The organism is Flavobacterium cryoconiti (assembly GCF_048158645.1).
GTDB classification, from domain to species: domain Bacteria; phylum Bacteroidota; class Bacteroidia; order Flavobacteriales; family Flavobacteriaceae; genus Flavobacterium; species Flavobacterium cryoconiti.
Map to the genome: position 1 here is coordinate 235,178 of NZ_JBLNKW010000008.1, position 19,135 is coordinate 254,312.

The 19,135-nt window shown below is 33.7% G+C and carries 18 protein-coding genes; 11 read left to right on the forward strand and 7 right to left on the reverse strand.

Annotation, left to right across the window (positions count from 1 at the left end):
- Positions 1-81: 81 nt before the first annotated feature.
- Positions 82-579: a GNAT family N-acetyltransferase gene (locus ACM55H_RS13220; protein ID WP_416836930.1), complete on the reverse strand. Its 498-nt coding sequence runs from the start codon at positions 577-579 to the stop codon at positions 82-84.
- A gap of 97 nt (positions 580-676) precedes the next feature.
- Here ACM55H_RS13220 and menD point away from each other — a divergent pair, with 97 nt between their 5' ends.
- The 11 genes from menD (at position 677) to ACM55H_RS13275 (ending at position 11,968) form a co-directional block, all read left to right on the forward strand.
- Positions 677-2,338, forward strand: coding sequence for a 2-succinyl-5-enolpyruvyl-6-hydroxy-3-cyclohexene-1-carboxylic-acid synthase (gene menD, locus ACM55H_RS13225; protein ID WP_416836931.1), 1,662 nt, complete (start codon positions 677-679; stop codon positions 2,336-2,338).
- A gap of 87 nt (positions 2,339-2,425) precedes the next feature.
- Positions 2,426-2,767 (forward strand): DUF2853 family protein, encoded by a 342-nt coding sequence (locus tag ACM55H_RS13230; RefSeq protein WP_416836932.1) that lies wholly within the window; start codon positions 2,426-2,428, stop codon positions 2,765-2,767.
- A 111-nt stretch (positions 2,768-2,878) separates the two neighbouring features.
- Entirely contained in the window at positions 2,879-3,733 is an 855-nt protein-coding gene (locus ACM55H_RS13235; RefSeq protein WP_416836933.1) for a CvfB family protein, read from the forward strand.
- Between the two features lie 733 nt (positions 3,734-4,466).
- A complete protein-coding gene (locus tag ACM55H_RS13240; RefSeq protein WP_291247932.1) occupies positions 4,467-5,297 on the forward strand; it encodes a 1,4-dihydroxy-2-naphthoyl-CoA synthase in 831 nt (276 codons plus the stop codon).
- Between the two features lie 85 nt (positions 5,298-5,382).
- Positions 5,383-5,898: a PH domain-containing protein gene (locus tag ACM55H_RS13245; RefSeq protein WP_416836934.1), complete on the forward strand. Its 516-nt coding sequence runs from the start codon at positions 5,383-5,385 to the stop codon at positions 5,896-5,898.
- Positions 5,898-7,412 (forward strand): PH domain-containing protein, encoded by a 1,515-nt coding sequence (locus ACM55H_RS13250; RefSeq protein WP_416836935.1) that lies wholly within the window; start codon positions 5,898-5,900, stop codon positions 7,410-7,412. The genes ACM55H_RS13245 and ACM55H_RS13250 overlap by 1 nt, the downstream gene beginning before the upstream one ends.
- A 70-nt stretch (positions 7,413-7,482) precedes the next feature.
- Positions 7,483-8,433, forward strand: coding sequence for a 1,4-dihydroxy-2-naphthoate octaprenyltransferase (gene menA, locus ACM55H_RS13255; RefSeq protein WP_416836936.1), 951 nt, complete (start codon positions 7,483-7,485; stop codon positions 8,431-8,433).
- Between the two features lie 33 nt (positions 8,434-8,466).
- Positions 8,467-9,144, forward strand: coding sequence for a metal-dependent hydrolase (locus tag ACM55H_RS13260; protein WP_416836937.1), 678 nt, complete (start codon positions 8,467-8,469; stop codon positions 9,142-9,144).
- A gap of 259 nt (positions 9,145-9,403) precedes the next feature.
- A complete protein-coding gene (locus ACM55H_RS13265) occupies positions 9,404-10,612 on the forward strand; it encodes a tetratricopeptide repeat protein (protein ID WP_416836938.1) in 1,209 nt (402 codons plus the stop codon).
- A 115-nt stretch (positions 10,613-10,727) separates the two neighbouring features.
- A complete protein-coding gene (locus ACM55H_RS13270) occupies positions 10,728-10,910 on the forward strand; it encodes a hypothetical protein (RefSeq protein ID WP_416836939.1) in 183 nt (60 codons plus the stop codon).
- An 11-nt stretch (positions 10,911-10,921) separates the two neighbouring features.
- Positions 10,922-11,968: an o-succinylbenzoate synthase gene (locus ACM55H_RS13275; protein ID WP_416836940.1), complete on the forward strand. Its 1,047-nt coding sequence runs from the start codon at positions 10,922-10,924 to the stop codon at positions 11,966-11,968.
- Position 11,969: 1 nt separating this feature from the next.
- Here ACM55H_RS13275 and ACM55H_RS13280 read toward each other — a convergent pair whose 3' ends face one another.
- The 6 genes from ACM55H_RS13280 to ACM55H_RS13305 all read right to left on the reverse strand — a co-directional run.
- Positions 11,970-13,058 carry an AI-2E family transporter gene (locus ACM55H_RS13280; protein WP_416836941.1) on the reverse strand — a complete coding sequence of 363 codons (1,089 nt, stop codon included), beginning with the start codon at positions 13,056-13,058 and terminating at the stop codon, positions 11,970-11,972.
- 126 nt (positions 13,059-13,184) lie between these two features.
- On the reverse strand, positions 13,185-13,631 hold the full coding sequence (locus ACM55H_RS13285; protein WP_416836942.1) for a DUF1572 family protein: 447 nt from the start codon (positions 13,629-13,631) through the stop codon (positions 13,185-13,187).
- A complete protein-coding gene (locus ACM55H_RS13290) occupies positions 13,621-14,100 on the reverse strand; it encodes a nuclear transport factor 2 family protein (protein ID WP_416836943.1) in 480 nt (159 codons plus the stop codon). Before ACM55H_RS13290 ends, ACM55H_RS13285 begins: the two co-directional genes overlap by 11 nt.
- Before the next feature lie 223 nt (positions 14,101-14,323).
- On the reverse strand, positions 14,324-16,357 hold the full coding sequence (locus tag ACM55H_RS13295) for an OmpA family protein (protein WP_416836944.1): 2,034 nt from the start codon (positions 16,355-16,357) through the stop codon (positions 14,324-14,326).
- 4 nt (positions 16,358-16,361) lie between these two features.
- Positions 16,362-18,053 (reverse strand): Ig-like domain-containing protein, encoded by a 1,692-nt coding sequence (locus ACM55H_RS13300; protein WP_416836945.1) that lies wholly within the window; start codon positions 18,051-18,053, stop codon positions 16,362-16,364.
- 392 nt (positions 18,054-18,445) lie between these two features.
- The coding region (locus ACM55H_RS13305; protein ID WP_416836946.1) for a histidine kinase at positions 18,446-19,135 on the reverse strand (690 nt) is incomplete at its 5' end.

Genomic DNA, 19,135 nt, shown 5'->3' on the forward strand with positions numbered 1-19,135 from the left:
AATTTTTAATTGTGCAAATATACCATTCTTTACACGGTAATGGTTTTCTTGGACAATCTTGTTTTTGAGATTAGCTTTATTTTATTCTAAAATTAATTGCATAAACACAGAATGTAACCAACGATTAAATTTAAAACCGGATTCTTTAATAATCCCAACAGTTTTAAACCCAAATTTTTCATGAAACTCAATACTACTTTGGTTTTCTGAGTCAATAACGGCAATCATGGTGTGTAATCCTTGTTTTTTTGCCAATTTAATTAATTCTTGCAGCAGAATTTTTCCAATGCCTTTACCATGATATTCTCCATTTACATAAACGGAATGTTCAACGGTAAATTTATAGGCTTCTCTGAATCTAAATTCACTATACATTCCAAAACCAACAACAACTCCGTCTAATTCAGCTATAATAACTGGGAAATTTTTAGTGATTTTTTCTTCTAATATTGTTTTTTGCTGCTCATAGCTTCTTATTTTGTAATCATATAGCGCCGTAGAATTAAGGATGTTATAGTTTATAATATCTAATATCTCTTGTGTGTCTTCGGTTTGATAGTCTCTTAACTTGATTTTCATGTACTATATTATTTGTTTTCAAAATTAAGAAAAATCAACCGAAATGAGCCGAAAAGCAAGAGCAAGTTTGTAACTTTGTAATCAGAAAAATAAACAAATGATTTACCCCAAAATACCTTTAGCGCAAAGCATTATTCAAATTTGTTTGGCCAAAGGAATCACCACCATAATAATTTCCCCAGGTTCACGAAATGCTCCGCTAACAATAGGTTTTGTGAGTAATCCCGCCTTTCAATGTTATAGTATTGCTGACGAACGTGCTGCTGCTTTTTTTGCACTTGGAATTGCGCAGCAAAACCTGCAACCAGTGACTTTAGTTTGTACATCGGGTTCCGCATTACTGAATTATTATCCTGCTTTTGCGGAAGCATTTTACAGTCAGATTCCTTTAATCGTAATCTCTGCGGACAGACCACAAAGCAAAATCGATATTGGTGACGGACAAACCATCCGACAGGAAAATGTGTTCATTAACCATTCTTTATACAATGCTAATTTAAATGAAGTTGTTTCAAAAGCAAATGATTTCAAAATAAATGAAGCGATAGATTTTGCATTGCATAAAAAAGGCCCCGTTCATATCAATGCACCTTTTGAAGAACCTTTATACGAAACCGTTTCAGAACTTTCAGTAGATGTTATGGTTAATGGTTTTGCAAATTTGAATGCTTTGAGCACCATAGAAAACGTTTCGGAGTTTGCGACTATTTGGAACAATGCAACTAAAAAAATGATTTTAGTTGGCGTGAATGAACCCAACTTGATTAGCGAAAAAACAATCGCTGCATTGGCTCAAGATGAATCGGTAGTTGTTATGACCGAAACTACGTCGAACTTGTATCATCCTTCATTTATAAACAGTATTGACACCATAATTACCCCTTTTACTAATGAGGATTTTGAGGATTTTCGACCAGAAATATTGGTGACTTTTGGTGGAATGATAGTTTCTAAACGAATCAAGGCTTTTTTGAGAAAATACAAGCCAAAACACCATTGGCATATTGACACTTTAAGGGCGTATGATACTTTCAATGCATTGACGAAACATTTTGAAGTGAATCCAAATACTTTTTTCGAAGCTTTTTTGCCCTTAACGGAAGTGGTAGAAAGCGATTATTTTGAGAAATTAGAAGCGGTGAAACTTTTGCGAAAACAAAAACATGAAATCTATTTGGCAAAAATTCAATTTTCAGATTTTAAAGTTTTCGAAAAAGTAATTCAAAGTTTACCAAAGAATAGTCAACTACAAATCAGTAATAGTTCAGCGATTCGTTATGCGCAATTAATAGCGATTGATTCTTCGATTGAAGTATATTGCAATCGCGGCACAAGTGGAATCGACGGAAGCACTTCTACAGCCATTGGTGCAGCTGTCGCCAATAAAAAACAAACGATTTTCATAACCGGCGACATTGGATTTTTATATGACAGCAATGCTTTGTGGAATAATTACATCCCAAAAAATTTTAAAATAATTTTGATTAATAACGGCGGCGGCGGGATATTTAGAATTTTGCCTGGACATGAAGAAACGCCTGTTTTTAATACTTTCTTTGAAACATCACATGGCCTTACTGCGGAACATTTGGCTAAAATGTATGGTTTTGAATATAGTATTGCCAATGATGAAACGAGTTTAGTAAAGGAACTGGATACTTTTTATAATCAAAATGAAAAACCAAGTATTCTGGAAGTTTTCACACCAACATTAGATAACGATAGAATTTTATTGCAGTATTTTAAAGAATTGATCTAATTATTTTTAGATGTATGTTAAAAGACATAATTAAATGTTTAAATTTGAGATTGTTAAAAATAATAATCAAATACTAAATTTTTATTTATGAGTGCAAGAGACGAATTAATTGTGAAGTATGCAGCCGATTTGAAAGACAAATGTGGCGTTAATCCTGATATGGATTTATTGACAAAAGTAACTATTGGTTGTGGTCCGTCAATTTATAATGCCGATTCGGCTACAGTTGCCGGAACCCAACAATCTGAATTGGACACGGTGAAAAATAATTTTCTAATTAAGAAATTAGGACTTGCTGATGGCGCTAATTTAGATGCTGGAATTGATGCTGTATTGGAAAAATATGGTCGTTCCAATAAAAATAAATACCGAGTTGTCGTGTATTATTTATTAGCTGTTCATTTTGGAAAAGAGAGTGTTTACAATTAATAATAGATATAAAAATGAAAAGCGCCTTTGTTGGCGCTTTTTTTATGAAGTGATTTTTTCGTGCTACTATTTTCAAACTTCGTACCTTTGCGCTTTAGAAATTGAAAGAAAATGATTGAAATAGGAAAATACAATACGCTTACCATTTTACGCGATACCAAAGTGGGTTTGTTTCTGGGGAATCCAGAAAAAGATCCTGAAGGAATACATGATATTCTGTTACCTAATAAATACGTTCCAAACGAATTTGAAATAGGCGAGGAGTTGATTGTTTTTGTGTATTTGGACCATGAAGAAAGACCAGTAGCAACCACATTAGAACCTTATATATTATTGAATGAATTTGCACTTTTGCGTGTGAATTATACCAACCAGATTGGTGCTTTTATGGATTGGGGAATGGAAAAAGATATTTTGGTTCCGTTCAAAGAGCAGGCGCGTCCTATGGAAAAAGGAAAACGCTACTTGGTGTATCTTTATATGGACGAAAAAACGAATCGTTTGGTGGCTTCCAGTAAATTGAATCAGTTTTTAAAAAATGACCACCTTACAGTTGAAAAAGGTGAAGAGGTAGATTTAATCGTTTCCCATATCACTGAATTAGGAATCAATGTGATTATCAACGAAAAACACAAAGGATTGTTGTACAAAGATGAGGTGTATGATGATGCAATTCGCACGGGAGACCGCATGAGAGGTTATATTAAAACGATTCGTCCGGACAATAAAATTGATGTGGCATTGCAAGTTCAAGGATATCAAAGTATAGAGCCGAATGCCGAGAAAATTCTGGATGAGTTAAGAGCCAGCAGAGGTTTCTTGCGCTTGACTGATAATTCACATCCGGAAGACATTAAAACGGTCTTGAAAATGAGTAAGAAAACCTTCAAGAAAGCCATTGGTGCTTTGTACAGGGAGAAATTAATCGAAATCAAGGAAGACGGAATTTACTTGGTTAAGGAATAAAAAAGAGAAAGACTAATCGAAAACGGTTAGTCTTTCTCTTTTTAATGCTGTTTTAGAATATTAAATTCTATCAGCAATAAAATAATTTTAATTTCATTTTTAAAAGTATATTTATTCGCTTTTATAACTAATAGTATCCTTAATACTACTTTAAAAATATTGACTTAAGCGCAAATTACTTTTTTAAATGGTTTGTCTTTAAATGTCCAAACACTTGCTTAGAAGCTAAGAATCAATTTCACATTAAAGCCATTGGTTTTGTATATATTAAAAGATTAATTTCCTGAAAATAATTATTTTATTAATGCACAACTTATTTGTTGGGCGGGAATGCAAATCTTTATTTTTAACCGTAGGTGTTACTCTTTATTTTTTACTATTGGGGCAAATGACCTTCTCATTAGCTCACTTATCTTGGTTTCAGAAATCGTATTGTAATTTATTACCATCGAAAAAGGAGCAACAAAATTTTTAATTGTATTCAAAAAAAACATTTTTTAGGTTAATAAATCAGTGAAGTAATCAAACTAATCAAGTTATATTCTCCTGATTAGCAATATTTAAAATTAGGGATAATTTTAATTACTGTCTGTTAATATTCTATTTTTTTTTAGTTTTTTAACATTTTTGATTGTTTAATCAGAGAAAGATTACCACAAGCTTCTCTAAAATAGAATAGATAAAATGTAAAAAATGATTTAATTTTACACTGAAATAATTTAAATCAATTGTAATGGATTGGATCACTGTCAAAGAATACGAGGATATAACCTATAAGAAATGCAATGGCGTTGCCAGAATAGCTTTTAACAGACCGGATGTGCGTAATGCTTTCCGACCAAAAACAACTTCCGAATTATACAATGCATTTTACGATGCGCAGGAAGATACTTCGATTGGAGTGGTTTTACTTTCTGCAGAAGGACCTTCGTCTAAAGACGGCGTGTATTCTTTTTGTAGCGGTGGTGATCAAAATGCACGTGGTCATCAAGGTTATGTGGGAGAAGATGGACAACATCGTTTAAATATATTAGAAGTACAACGTTTAATCCGATTCATGCCTAAAGTTGTTATTGCCGTAGTTCCAGGTTGGGCTGTTGGTGGCGGACACAGTTTACACGTAGTTTGCGATTTGACTTTGGCGAGTAAAGAACACGCAATTTTCAAGCAAACCGATGCTGATGTAACGAGTTTTGACGGCGGTTACGGTTCTGCGTATTTGGCTAAAATGGTCGGACAGAAAAAAGCTCGTGAGATTTTCTTCTTGGGACGCAATTATTCGGCTCAGGACGCTATGGATATGGGAATGGTCAATGCCGTTATTCCACATGCTGAATTAGAAGATACAGCTTATGAATGGGCGCAGGAAATATTAGGCAAGTCACCAATGGCTATCAAAATGCTAAAATTCGCTATGAATCTAACTGATGACGGAATGGTGGGGCAACAGGTTTTTGCCGGTGAAGCCACACGTTTGGCATATATGACTGAAGAAGCCAAAGAAGGAAGAAATGCATTCTTGGAAAAACGTAAACCAAATTTTGAGAAAAAATGGTTGCCATAAAAAAAGTTTGATACTTAAAGTTTAAAGTTGTTTTACCAATAACTTTAAACTTTTTAAACCTTAAATTTTAAACTAAATTTTATAAATGGAAAACTTTAGTAACGAAACTATAGATATCACGCAGCTTCCTAAATTTGAGGAAGTACTTTTTTTAAGTTTGAAAAAATCCTACTGGAAAGTGATTTTGATTAATTCGTTTACAGTGTTTCTGTTGCTGGCAATTGGTTTGGGATTTGCGTTAGTGAAAATTGAGGAATTAGTGGCATATCAATTGGAAATTGGTAGTGCTTTTGGACTCTTTATCCTGATTTTTATTTTCTTTTCGTACCTAAGTTTTAAGAAAAAAGGCTTTGCTTTCAGGGAACACGATGTGCTTTTTAGATATGGAATTATCGCTACAAATACAATTGTAATTCCTTATAATAGAATACAGCACGTAGCTTTGCATGAAGGAATGGTTTCACGTTACTTTGGATTGGCTAAAATTGAAATTTTCACTGCTGGAGGTAGTTCCAGTGATATAGAAATTCCCGGAATTGAGAAAGAACAGGCCGAAAATATCAAACAACTTTTGATGGGTAAAATACAAAAACAACTGTAATGCGAGCTGATTTTAGTCAACCGCAAAGGCAGTCTATAGTTGGTATTTTGGTGCTTTTTTTTGATACCATTCGTCATTTTGGTAAAGCGCTTTGGCCGATACTTGTTGTTTGGATTTTTAAATTCAAAGAACTCAATCCGGTTTATTTGATACTGGGGATACTGGTTATTTTGTTGGTTTTTGGAATCATTGCCTATCTTAAATATTTGAATTTCACTTTCTTTTTAGATAAAGAAAATCAAGAGTTTGTTATTACAGAAGGCATTTTAAATAAAACAAAAATAACTATTCAACTCAATAAAATCCAGCAAGTAACGATTAAACAGTCCTTTATTCAAAAAATTATTGGAGTGCATACACTCGATGTGGATACTGCCGGGGCTAATAAAACGGAAGTGGCAATCAAAGCCATTTCCCATGATTTAGCTTTAGTGTTGAAAGCGCATTTATTAGAAAATGAAACGAACAAAACAATAGTAGTTTCGGATAAAATTGATGCAGAAATACAAGAGGATTCGATTGATATTGAAGAATTACCTTTTATAAAAATCAGTTTTTTGAGTTTGTTAAAAGTTGGAATTTCAACTAATTATGTGAAGAGTTTCTTCATTTTGTTGGCGTTCTCCATTACGTTTTATGATAATGTAAAAAGAATTTTTGGCGAATCGACCATCGATGAATCTAAAATTGATTCGTATTTAAAGGGAAGTGCAATGCTGGAAATGATTCCAATATTGATTCTTCTTCTTTTTAGTGTGATTCTGGTTATGAATGTCTTTAGAATGGTTTTTAGATATTTTGATTTTAGAATCACAAAACAAACGGGTTCATTGTTGCTTTCCTTTGGTTTGTTGAATACAAAAAGTACGATTATCAAACCTGAAAAAGTTCAAATTGTATCCGTGTCCAGTAATTATTTTCAAAAGAAAATGAATATACTTGAAATGAAAATCAAGCAGGCGACCAGCGGAGAGAAAGAAGAACGAAAAGCTGCAATTGAAATTCCAGGTTGCAATGAATTTGAACAGTATGAAATTTTGAAATTACTATTTAATAAAATCCCTGAAAAAGGAGTGGTATTAAAACCTAATTTTCGGAAGCTTGGATTTTCTATATTTCTTACAATTGGTTTACCTTTGTTTGTGTTTTATTTTTTGCGGGATGAGGTAGTTTTACAATTTCCTACTTTAGATATCTTGGCTGCTTTCTATGTTGTATTTGTTGGGATAATTCAGTTTTTTAAATATAGAAATAACCGTCTTTTTATCAATGATCATTTCATTATTAGACAAAGTGGTGCATGGGATATTAGTAATGAAATTATAGAGCCAAGTAAAATTCAAGCGGTTACGACATCGCAACTTTTTTGGCATAAAAACCTGAATATAGGTTCAATAACGTTACACACCGCTGGAGGAAATATTGCTTTCCAGTTGGGAGATTATTTAAAAATTAAACAATATATCAACCTTTGGTTGTACGAAATAGAAACGTCTGATAGTAATTGGATGTAATTTAAGGAGTTTAATTGTTGGTTCGTTTAGCCGACAACAATTAACCAAATCAACGATTAAACAAAAAAAAATGAAACACTGGATTGAAGCCGCACGTTTACGAACATTACCATTATCTGTATCTGGAATAATTGTTGGAAGCATGTATGCTTTGGCGCACCCAACGGACGCTATATTAACCCCAACAGAAGTTTTCAATTGGCGGCTTTTTGGCTTTGCCATATTGACCACACTTGGATTGCAAATACTCTCTAATTTTGCCAATGATTATGGTGATGGAATGAAAGGAACAGATAATGAAGACAGAGTAGGTCCAAAACGCGCCATACAAAGCGGTGTGATTACCCCGGAGGCTATGAAGCGCGCTATTATAATCACATCTGCATTGACGTTGCTTTCTGCAATGCTGTTAATTTTTTATGCCTTTAAGGATACTAATTTGTGGTATTCCTTGTTTTATTTAGTATTAGGTATTTTGTCTATTGTGTCTGCTATTCGCTATACGGTTGGAAATACGGCTTACGGCTACAGAGGATTTGGCGATGTTTTTGTCTTTATTTTTTTTGGGTTGGTAAGTACATTGGGAGTGAATTTTTTATATTCAAAACAACTGGATTTTGAATTGTTTTTACCTGCAATAGCTATTGGATTATTGAGCGTTGGCGTTTTAAATCTGAACAATATGCGTGACGAAGCATCGGATAGGAAATCAAATAAAAATACGATTGTTGTAAAAATTGGCGGAGCCAAAGCTAAAATATATCATTATTTTCTGATTGTAACCGCAATGGTTTTAGTATTGGTTTTTGCAATTGTAGACCATTTTCACTTTGATCAATATTTGTTTTTACTAGCTTACATCCCTTTAACTAAACATTTAATTACCGTTTATAAAAACAACAATCCTAAGGAATTAGATCCCGAATTAAAAAAACTGGCGTTAAGCACTTTTGCCCTTTCTGTATTGCTGGCGTTGTGCATGATTTTCTTCTTTTCGGATTTGATTGTGAATAATTATTAAACTCAAATTAGTCTATTTTAAAATTTAATTCAAATGAAAATAACATTTTACGGTCACGCCTCATTGGGGATAGAAGTTGGCGGCAAACATATAATTGTAGATCCTTTTATTTCGGCTAATCCAAAAGCTGCTTATATTGATATTGACACCTTAAAAGCCGATTATATTTTGATAACGCATGCACACGGAGATCATATTCTGGATGTGGAAGCAATTGCCAAAAGAACCAATGCGGTAATTGTTTCTAATGCTGAAATTGCAGGTCATTATGCTGTAAAAGGCTTTCAGGCGCATCCCATGAACCACGGTGGTAGCTGGAATTTTGACTTTGGGAAACTGAAATATGTAAATGCGATTCATTCCAGTTCCTTTCCTGACGGCAGTTACGGAGGAAATCCGGGCGGTTTTGTTATAGAAGGCGAACATAAAAATATCTACATCGCTGGCGATACGGCGCTTACTATGGATATGAAATTGATTCGTATGCGCACCAAACTCGACTTGGCGATTCTGCCAATCGGCGATAATTTCACCATGGATGTTGAGGATGCTATCGTTGCTTCTGATTTCTTGGATTGCGATAAAATTCTGGGGTATCACTATGACACTTTTGGTTATATCGAAATCGATCATGAAGACGCCATTCGCAAATTTTTCGATAAGGGAAAAGATTTGATGCTGCTGGAAATAGGAAGTTTCATCGAATTATAATGTCATTGCGAGTTTTTCGAAGCAATCTCCAGCTATTCGTTGCAATCTTTTTTAAAGCTTCCAGCCTAAAAAAGGCTGGAAGCTTTAAAAAAGGATTTTCACTTCAAACGAAGTTCACTGAACTCCTATGTAAATAAAAGTTAAGTGAAGTAATCTGGGCTAGGGCTTTCGTTGATTTAAAACCTTGTGAACCTTGCGAATCCCGACGCTTCGGGATCGCAAATTTTGAGGTTAATTTTTTTAAGAACGTAATTCAATCATGCAAAAAAAGAATTTCATTGTTTTAATTTTATTTCTAATTACAACAAATATTATTTTTTCTCAAAAAGACGGTTATTGGGACAAAGCTCGTGCTACTACTGAAGAAATTTCAGTTTCTGCAAGAGACAGAATAATTATTAAAACCCAAGATTTCCCTGAGGGAACCACCGAAGTAGTTTATAGAATAACACTTTTGGATAAAAATCAGCAAATGGCAGGTAGTTTGGTTTCAGTTTTAAAAGCCATTCCAGACCCAACGGGAATCAGTCAAGGTTCAGCAGGAGCAGTTTTTATCTTATCTAAGATATCAGGAGATGATAAATGTAAATATGCCGTTTTTTCAAGCGGTGATTTAGCTTCAAAATATAAAGAAAACGGAAAAACCGATGACGCTTGTCTGGTTCAGGATACGCCGGTCAGTAAAGATGCCAAACGGCTTTCTACAGAGAAAGCAGCTTGTATGAAATCGAATTCGGGGAATTTATGGTTTGGTTTCGAAAGTAAAAACTGGATCATGAACCAGAAAATCATTCTCGAAGTCGTGCCGTGGGTCGATAACAAACTCAGTCGTGGCTGGACGCTTGAAAATAGAAAACAAATCATAGATCAATGCAAAACATCGAATATGGCTCAGAAAATGACCAATTCAGATGATTTTTGCGTTTGTATTCTCGATAAAATACAATCCAAATACAAGTTCAAGGAATTCCAAAAATTATTGGCAATAGAGCGTTCTAAAGCTTTTAAGGATTTTGGAAACAGCTGTTTTAACGAAACGGGCGCTTCTAATGTAGTTTATAATAGTTTGCGTAAGCAAGCATCAGATTTAGCTAAGCAAGGACTTTATGGAGGCGCAATTGCCAAACTGAACACGATAATTAACAATAATAAAGCAACTGTTTTGGATTACAATGCAATTGGAAGCAGTTATATTCTAACCAAACAATACGGCAAAGCGATTAAATTCCTAAAAGAAGGCGAGAAGCTTGATGATTCGGAGTTATTGATAAAGCTGAATTTGGCGCACGCGTATTTATTGAATAATAACTATTCCTCGGCCAAAGCTATTTACAAAGAATACCAATCTCAAAATGTAACCGATAGTTTGAGTTGGACTGAAAAAGTAAAACAGGATTTTGAGACTTTCAAGAAAGTAGGTATTCAAAATGATGATTTTGAAAAAGTTTTGAAGTTGATGGAGAAATAGCTTGAAATTTTAAAACTTATGTTTACTTAATTGTCTTATATGGTTTAAAGAAGAGATTTTTTTTTACCATATAAGAAATAGAAGGGCATTTAAGTCTTGATAAAAATTAATTACAATGGATATTCAGTCTATAGAAACAGAAGATGATTACAATCGAGCTCTTGAAAGACTTGAAGTTATTTTTGATGCTAAAATGGGTTCGCCTGAAGGTGATGCATTGGAAGTGCTTGGTGTTTTAATTGACCAATATAAGAATGACCATTTTCCTATTATTTTCACGGATTCAAATAATTCATAATTCATAATTTTTTGAAAGCAACCTACCACAAATACATTCTTAATTTCAAACGCCCGTCAGGAACTTCCCGTGGCGTCATGACCGAGAAAGAAACTTGGTTTATTATCTTGGAACAAGACGGCAAAAAAGGAATTGGAGAATGCGGAATTCTTCGCGGATTGAGTATTGATGATCGACCGGATTATGAAGAAAAATTACAATGGACTTGCGATAATATTCACCTTGGGCAAGACCAACTTTGGGAAGCGTTATTGGAGTTTCCGTCCATTCAATTTGGAGTTGAAATGGCGTTCCAATCTTTAGTGAGTGAAACTCCTTTTTTACTCTTTCCTTCGGACTTTACAAATGGTGCAAAATCGATACTGATAAACGGTTTAGTTTGGATGGGAGAAGAGTCGTTTATGAAACAACAAATCGAAGAAAAATTAGCGCAAGGTTTTCGATGCATTAAACTTAAAATTGGAGCGATAGATTTCGATAAAGAACTACAATTATTGCGGTTTATTCGGGAACATTTCACTCCGGAACAAGTCGAAATTCGTGTTGATGCAAACGGCGCTTTTGATGAAAATATAGCTTTAAATAAATTAGTACAACTGTCTGAATTTAAATTACATAGTATTGAACAACCGATACAAAAAAATCATACTGACAGGATGGCAGAGCTATGTAAAACTACTCCTTTTCCTATTGCTTTGGATGAAGAGTTGATAGGTGTGTTTAGATGGGCTGAAAAAGAACAATTATTGGAGAAAATCAAACCACAATACATTATTTTGAAGCCTAGTTTTGTAGGTGGTTTTCGAGGCACTCAAGAATGGATTTCATTGGCTGAAAAGCATAAAATTGGGTGGTGGATTACCTCAGCATTGGAGAGTAATATTGGACTAAATGCGATTGCACAATGGACTTTTTTACAGCACAATTCCATGCCTCAAGGATTAGGAACCGGAGCATTGTATACCAATAATTTTGACTGTCCACTCCAAGTTTCACAAGGGCAATTATGGTACAAAAATGAGTTGGATTGGGCGTTTGATTTTGATATTTTGAAGTAGATTATTTTGAAGCTTTCTTTTGTTCACCATCACCTAATAGCACTGATACTGTTTTTAAACTTGGTGTGCGGTCTGCAATCAGTTTTGCGACACTAACGAACGGAATGAACAATATCATTCCTGCAGCACCCCATAAAATGCCTCCTACAATTACCACGATAATGATGACAAGTGTATTTATTTTCAAACGGCTTCCCACTGCAAAAGGAAATATGATATAGGCTTCAAGCGCTTGAACAATAGAAAAGACTAGAATGACTCCTAACGGATACCAAATTGAATTATACGTTATCCAGGAAACTGCAATGGGCAAAAGCGACGATATCATTATTCCCACATAAGGGATAAAAGTTAGAATTGAGGCTATAAAACCAAATAAAAATGGGTGTGGCACTCCAATAATCAGTAGTCCAACACTGTTTAAAAGTCCAACTATTAAATATACCATCAACATACCTTTTATGAAATTATAATAGGTATGAATGGTTTCAACGAGGATTTCATGAATGGTACTTTTTTTCTCTGGAGGAAAAAGTTCATAGAGCGCATTCGATAATATTTGGCGGTGATAAAGTATGAGCGCAGCAAAAACGGGAATCATTAATAGAATAAATAGTGATTCTGATAGGGAATAGGCCGTGTTGCGTAATATTGAAAATGCTTGTGAACCAGAGTTATCGAGCGTATATTTAACAAATTCGGATTGTTTTTCAACACTGATATCAAGCCTTTCAAAAAGAAGAATACTCAATTGATTCATGGTGTCTGCAAGTTTTACCCGCAATGATTGCCATTCTTGCAGGAACTCCGAGAACTGTGTAAACAATAAATAAATAACAGATCCAACGAGAAGTGTTACTCCTAAAATGCAAATAACAATAGCAATACCTTTATTGATACTTTTTGTTTCCATCCATTTACAAATGGGATACAGAATAAAGCTAATGAGTAGTGAAAAACTTAATGGAATAAAAAGTGTCTTACCAAAATACAGAATCAAACAAGACAGTACTATAAATTGAAGAATTTCTAAAACAGAATATTTTCTGTTGGATTGAAATGGCAAGGGATTTTTGGAAAATTGTATCATACAAATTTTGTATTATAACTATTATTTCATATCCGTTTTTAGGGTAGTAGTTTAGATTTAAATTCGTTTATATAATAGTTTAAAAACGAATAATACAATGTCAATTTTTTTATTATTTTAATTTTTTTAAGAGTCTAATAAACGCCTGTGGTAATTGATTTGACCTAGATGATAAGCAAGATGAGTAGTCAAATGTATCAGCATAAATTCAGTTGAAGTCTTGGTTTCAAAAACTAAAAGGGGGTATTCCTTTTTTAATTCTTCTTCCGATACGTTATTGAGTGCATTGTTAACGACAACAATGGTTTCTTCAATTTTGTTTATTAATTCTCCTCTTGGGACATTCTTAAGCGAAAATTCAAGTGGTCTGTTTCTAATATAGCCTGTCTTTCCAAATTCGGCTCCAATGAATGTATTTAGATTTCCTATTAAATGCAAGCAAAGATTTCCAGCGGAATTAGTGATGTCTTTTTGAATATGCCAAATTTTATTTTCATTCTGGTATAACTCAATCTCCGATTTTAATTTATTTAAATCTCTATCGAATAACGATTTTAAAGTTTCAATTAGCATGATTTGTTTTTTTATACTTCTTCAATGATAATAGTGCTTTTTGGTGTATTTTATTTTGAAAAAAGCCCGTCCATCCTAATAAATATCCTGTCGTCCCTAATGCTTGTTTAGACCATTTCCAAATATCAAAATAATCGGAATGTTTTATGATGAGTCCCTTTTTAAATTGAAATTGGGCCTGAATAATATTTACAACTTTTCTATTGGTTTTGCTAAAATTATAGGTTGCTATCCATTGAGTAGCACCAATGTATTCATCTGCTTTTACATCTGAGAATTCAATTTTTATGTTCCCTTTACTGCTTTCTATTAGCATTTTCCACATTTGGCATACATCATTTCCTTTTAATAAACCAAATACGGGATCCCGAAACTGAATATCTGGATGGTAACATTCACACATTGTTGCGGCGTCAGCATTTGCAAAAGCAGTATAGAACTTGGTAAGGATTTTCTCGTTTGCAGTCATAATTAACATAAAGTGATTAGTAAAAATAATGATTTTTTTGTTAAAATTTTAGTTTTAAATAGTAATGTAAAAAAAATGAATATCATTTATTCCTAATTTGATGCTATTCATTGAGTTGTCTTTACTAAGAATTTAAAAAATTAAACAAAAAAAAGAGGATAGACTTTTAAGTTTCTATCCTCTTTTTGAAATTTATAAAAATCATATTCCTTATTCAGATGCCTTATTTAGCTGCAGGAATAATATCGATTATTACGGTACGATTGTAAAAACGTTCTTCTGGGGTTTTATTTTCAAAAGGAGATTTATTTTCGTCTTCACCATATCCAAGTACTTCAAATTTAACATCGTTTCTGCCGGATTTAGATAAACCACTTTCGATTATGCTTTTCACATCATTAGCACGAGCTAAAGATAAATCTTGATTGTGAACTTCTTCACCAATAATATCAGTATGACCATGAATAATAACTGTTGCTCCAACAGGAATTTTTGGTGTTACTACCTCAATAAGGTATTTTTCATAGATACTTATGGCTTTAGATTTATTAAATTCATAAATAATGCTATATCTTGTACCTTCTTCCATTTTTGCCGGAGTCCAAAGTACCATATGAACTGGAGTTTCTTTCTCTACAATTTTACCACTTTTAGTTTGACCAATCATTTTCACGGTGTAATCACCTTCTGGACGGCTACCTAAAATTGATTTTCCAGGAATACTTATTTCTTCTTGTGTGTAAGGTCCAAAAGCTTGTACTTTTCCTTGTTCATCAGTTATTTGTAAAGACCATGTAGACAAAGCTTCGTTAGCTCCTTTATTGCTGAACGTAACATAACTTTCAGCTGGTGCTTCTTGTAAAGGAACAATTTGTACAGGTTTTAATTGGGCATCAGGACCACTTTGAAATTCCATCAATAAATCTGGAGAAGTACTTTCTATAGAAACTCTGCGATCTCCTTCACGTAACAGTTCCAATTCAAGTGTTGCACCTGGTTGTTCTGATGGGATATTCGGTTTGTTTTGACCTTTAGTCGTAATTCTGGAAGGATTTATAGCAAATACATTTACCAAATAGGTTTTGATTGATTCTGCCATTGCAAGACCATCTTCATTACCTTTCTCTGATGAACCTACCAAAGTAATTGTCGATGAAGGATTTTTTTGCATACGATCTCCAAGGATGTTTAAAACATTATAATAAACAATCATTTGTCTTTTAGAACGGTCTGACAAGTTTTTTGGAGCAAAAACTTCCAGTTGGTCTTCCTTGAAATCTTTAACCTGATCTTTAGTCAATAAAACATAACGATTTGGAATTTCAGTTGATCCAACATTAAAGAACACATAGTTTCTAAGTGGGAATATTTCAGTCATTCTTCGGTCACCAGGAACATTACTAGGTGAGTTTACAGAAAACTGAACTTCATGATCCTTCAACATATCAGTTGATTCTTGGATATTATGTCCTTGTCCCATTTTTAGCGCTACACCAGCTCTAAGAGTTGTTATATTCCATGTTTCTGTTGAACGTGGATTTTGACCAAAATAAGGCTGAAAAGCAACAAAAGGAGACAATACAAATTGTGTTTTGTTCGTATCCGATGAAAGAGGAATATCATAACCAGCTCCAATTTGCATTGAAAAAATAGTTTTTTTGACATCACTTAAATCTCCTGTTACTGCAGGACTGGCTGCTTGATCCGGATATGCGGGATTGATTCCTAATTGATAGTTAAATGATTTATCCATATTGAAAGCCAAACGTGGACCACCATATAGATAAAAATTAGATTTAAAAGGAGCAAAACGTAAACTTGGTTCCACAGTAATATAACTTACGTTTGTAGATAAATCTGCTGGACAGTCACATGGAGTAACAATTTGGTCAAAAGATCCTTTACGGTTATCATATCCAGCTTGAAGCATTACACCCCATCTGGAATCAGCAGGGCGGTATTCTAAAAGCGGTGCTATGAAAAGTCCAACACCATTTCCGTCATGAAACGCAGCAGGGGGGGTGAAACCAGCATTCAATTGTTGAGTTGAACCACGATAAAAATTAAAATTGGTACCACCAGCAACTCCAAAATACCATGAAGGTTTTGTGTACTTGATTACTTGCGTTTCTTGTGATTGAACGGGAGTTTGAATACTTAACCATCCCAATGCAATTATTGCAATACTTTTAATGGTCAGTTTATTAGAGGACCATGCAATGCATGATCCTGTTTTAAAATTAGTTTTAGTTTTCATCTTTTTACGGCTTAGTGATTATGTTTGTGTGAGTCATTACTACAGCTCCATTTCTGGCAAGCATTCTACCTTGAGCAGTTGAATGTGATCCCATTGTTATAGATTGTAAGGCTAATATATTACCTACAAATGAAGTGTAATCTCCAATAGTTGCTGAGCTTCCAGTTTGCCAAAAGACATTTTTAGCAAGAGCTCCACCGGTAAGTTTTATATTTCCACCAGCTCCACCTATAGTGGTAAAAGCAGATGCTACTTGGAAAATCCAAACATCAGTTGCACTACCGCTAAGTGTTAAATCACCTGATTGTACTAAAAGCGTAGAAGTTGATTTATAAATACCAGCAACAAGTGTTTTTCCACCTTGATCGCCTGATACCGTTATAGGTGCGCTATAAGAAGCTCCTTCAGCAAAAAGATAGGCATTAGTTAAATCTAGTTTCGCTTGGGTTAACATAGCCGCTACACCTGCAGGGGCAATATCGTCAGAAGCGTAAATTGCACCATTCACTATAATTGCAGGAGGAAATCCTGTAATTGAAGAACGAACACCTGGGCTTATACCCACATCCATATTATTAATTACACTAAAACCAGCGTTGTTACTAACTCCAACACCTGATAAAATTCCAAATCTTTCTGCTGAACCAAGATTTACGGTATTTCCAATTACAGCTGAATTAGTGCTAAAGTTCCAAACATAGTCGTTAGCTAATGACATACCGGCTAGATTCTTTGCTCCTGTATTAATTGTAGCAGTGTAGGTAGTTCCTGCTAAAAGATTATTTGTAGGATTAAAAGATAGTGTTGTACCTAAATAAGAAACAACTCCTGGTACAATTGTATTACCATTTTTTAAAGTAAATGTGGTAGCGTTTATAGTCAAAGGATCCATTGCTGTGCTAAAGTTAGCCGTAATAATCTTATTAACAGCAACACCTGTAGCATTATCTGCTGGGTCAGTAGCGGTTACTTTAGGAGCCGTAACAGATCCAGTAGTAAATGTCCATGTAAAATTATTTGTCAATGATGTTCCTTGTACATTTTTAGCTCCTGTAGTAACGGTTCCAGTATATACTGTATTAGCTGTTAATGGAGTAGTAGGAGTAAAATAAGCAGTTTTTCCAATGTATGAAACTGTTCCTGCTACTGGTGTTGTCCCTTGTTTTAATGTAAAAGTTGTCCCATTAATAGTTGCTTGATTCATTGCCATGTTAAAATCAGCAGTAATAATTTTATTAAGGAATACATTAGTGGCATTATTTACTGGATCAGTAGCAATTACCATTGGAGTAACTGTTGAACCAGTACTAAATGTCCAAACGTAATCAACTTGTAAAGCATTGCCCGTTAAGTCTTTAACAGATGTTTTAATTCTTCCTGTATAAGTTGTGTTAGGAGTAAGTGGGCTTGTAGGAACAAACGAAGCAGTGTCTCCGTTTAATGATACTGTTCCTGCAACTAAAGCAGATCCTTGTAAAGTAAAAGAGGATTGATTAAAAGTTGCCGCATTCATTTCTTCATTGAAAACTACTGTGATAGTTTTGTCTAAAGCAATATTAATTGCACCATTATCAGGACTTGTCGATAAGACAACCGGGCAAACGCCTTCAATTTCTTGGAAATCGTCATTTTCGCAACCAGAAATTAATGCAATAAATAGTATTGCAAAGGTTAACATTAAATTTTTAGCTTTCATTTTTTTTGATTTAGGGGATTAAGTATTTTATACCACAAAGATTGGTTTGTTCTAGACTTTAAGTATTATACAATTAGAAGTATAACTTGTGAAATTCACATATTCAAAATGTTAATATTTTGATTAATAGGCTCATAATCATTTGTTTATATTTTTAAGTATATTAAATATATGTTAGGGGAGATTTTTTTTTATAAAAATAAGACTAGAAATAGTTAGTAAAGAAATACTGACAGTTGATCTTAATCTATATTCGAAGATTAATTCTCTACTCGTTTTTTGTTATTAAAAAAAAATAGGGTTTAACTTTTTAATTAAAAAGTTAAACCCTATTTTTTTAATACACACATTGGGGATGGTGTTTGCAATACTATTAATTGTAATAAATAATTTTATTTACACATGATTTTATTTTTTCCTTTTTCACCCAAATTGAAAATGAATAATGTTAGTTCTTCTGTGAATGTATCAAGAATTAAAGCTGATTGTCGGATATAATTTATTGATTCTTTGATTTCATCTGGGGAATTTATTTCCTGCTCAAGCAAAAAAGATAAACCTAGAATATTTGCAACTGGTTGTCTCACTTTGTGGGAGGTCATAAACATCATTTTCTCTAATCCATTAATGTATTCTTTTTGATACTCCTCTGCTTTTTTAAGCTCTGCATTAGCAATAATTAATTCAGCAGCTCTTTTTTCTTTTTCTTCGTTTTGAAAAACAAGTTCTCTGTTAGCTAAGTTTAGTTCTGCTGTCTGGATTCTTTTTTCTTGGTTTTTAAATGCCAGTTTCTTGTTTGCGAAGTCGAGTTCTTCAGCTCGTTCTTCCTTTTCCAGGTTTTGAAAAGCAAGTTCTCTATTGGCTATAATTAATTCAATCGCTCTTTTTTCTTTCTCTTCGTTTTGAAAAAGCAGTTCTTTATTGGCAATAACTAATTCAGCAGCTCTTTTTTCCTTTTCTTTGTTTTGAAAAAGCAGTTCTTTATTGGCAATAACTAATTCAGCAGCTCTTTTTTCTTTCTCTTCGTTTTGAAAAAGCAGTTCTTTATTGGCAATAACTAATTCAGCAGCTCTTTTTTCTTT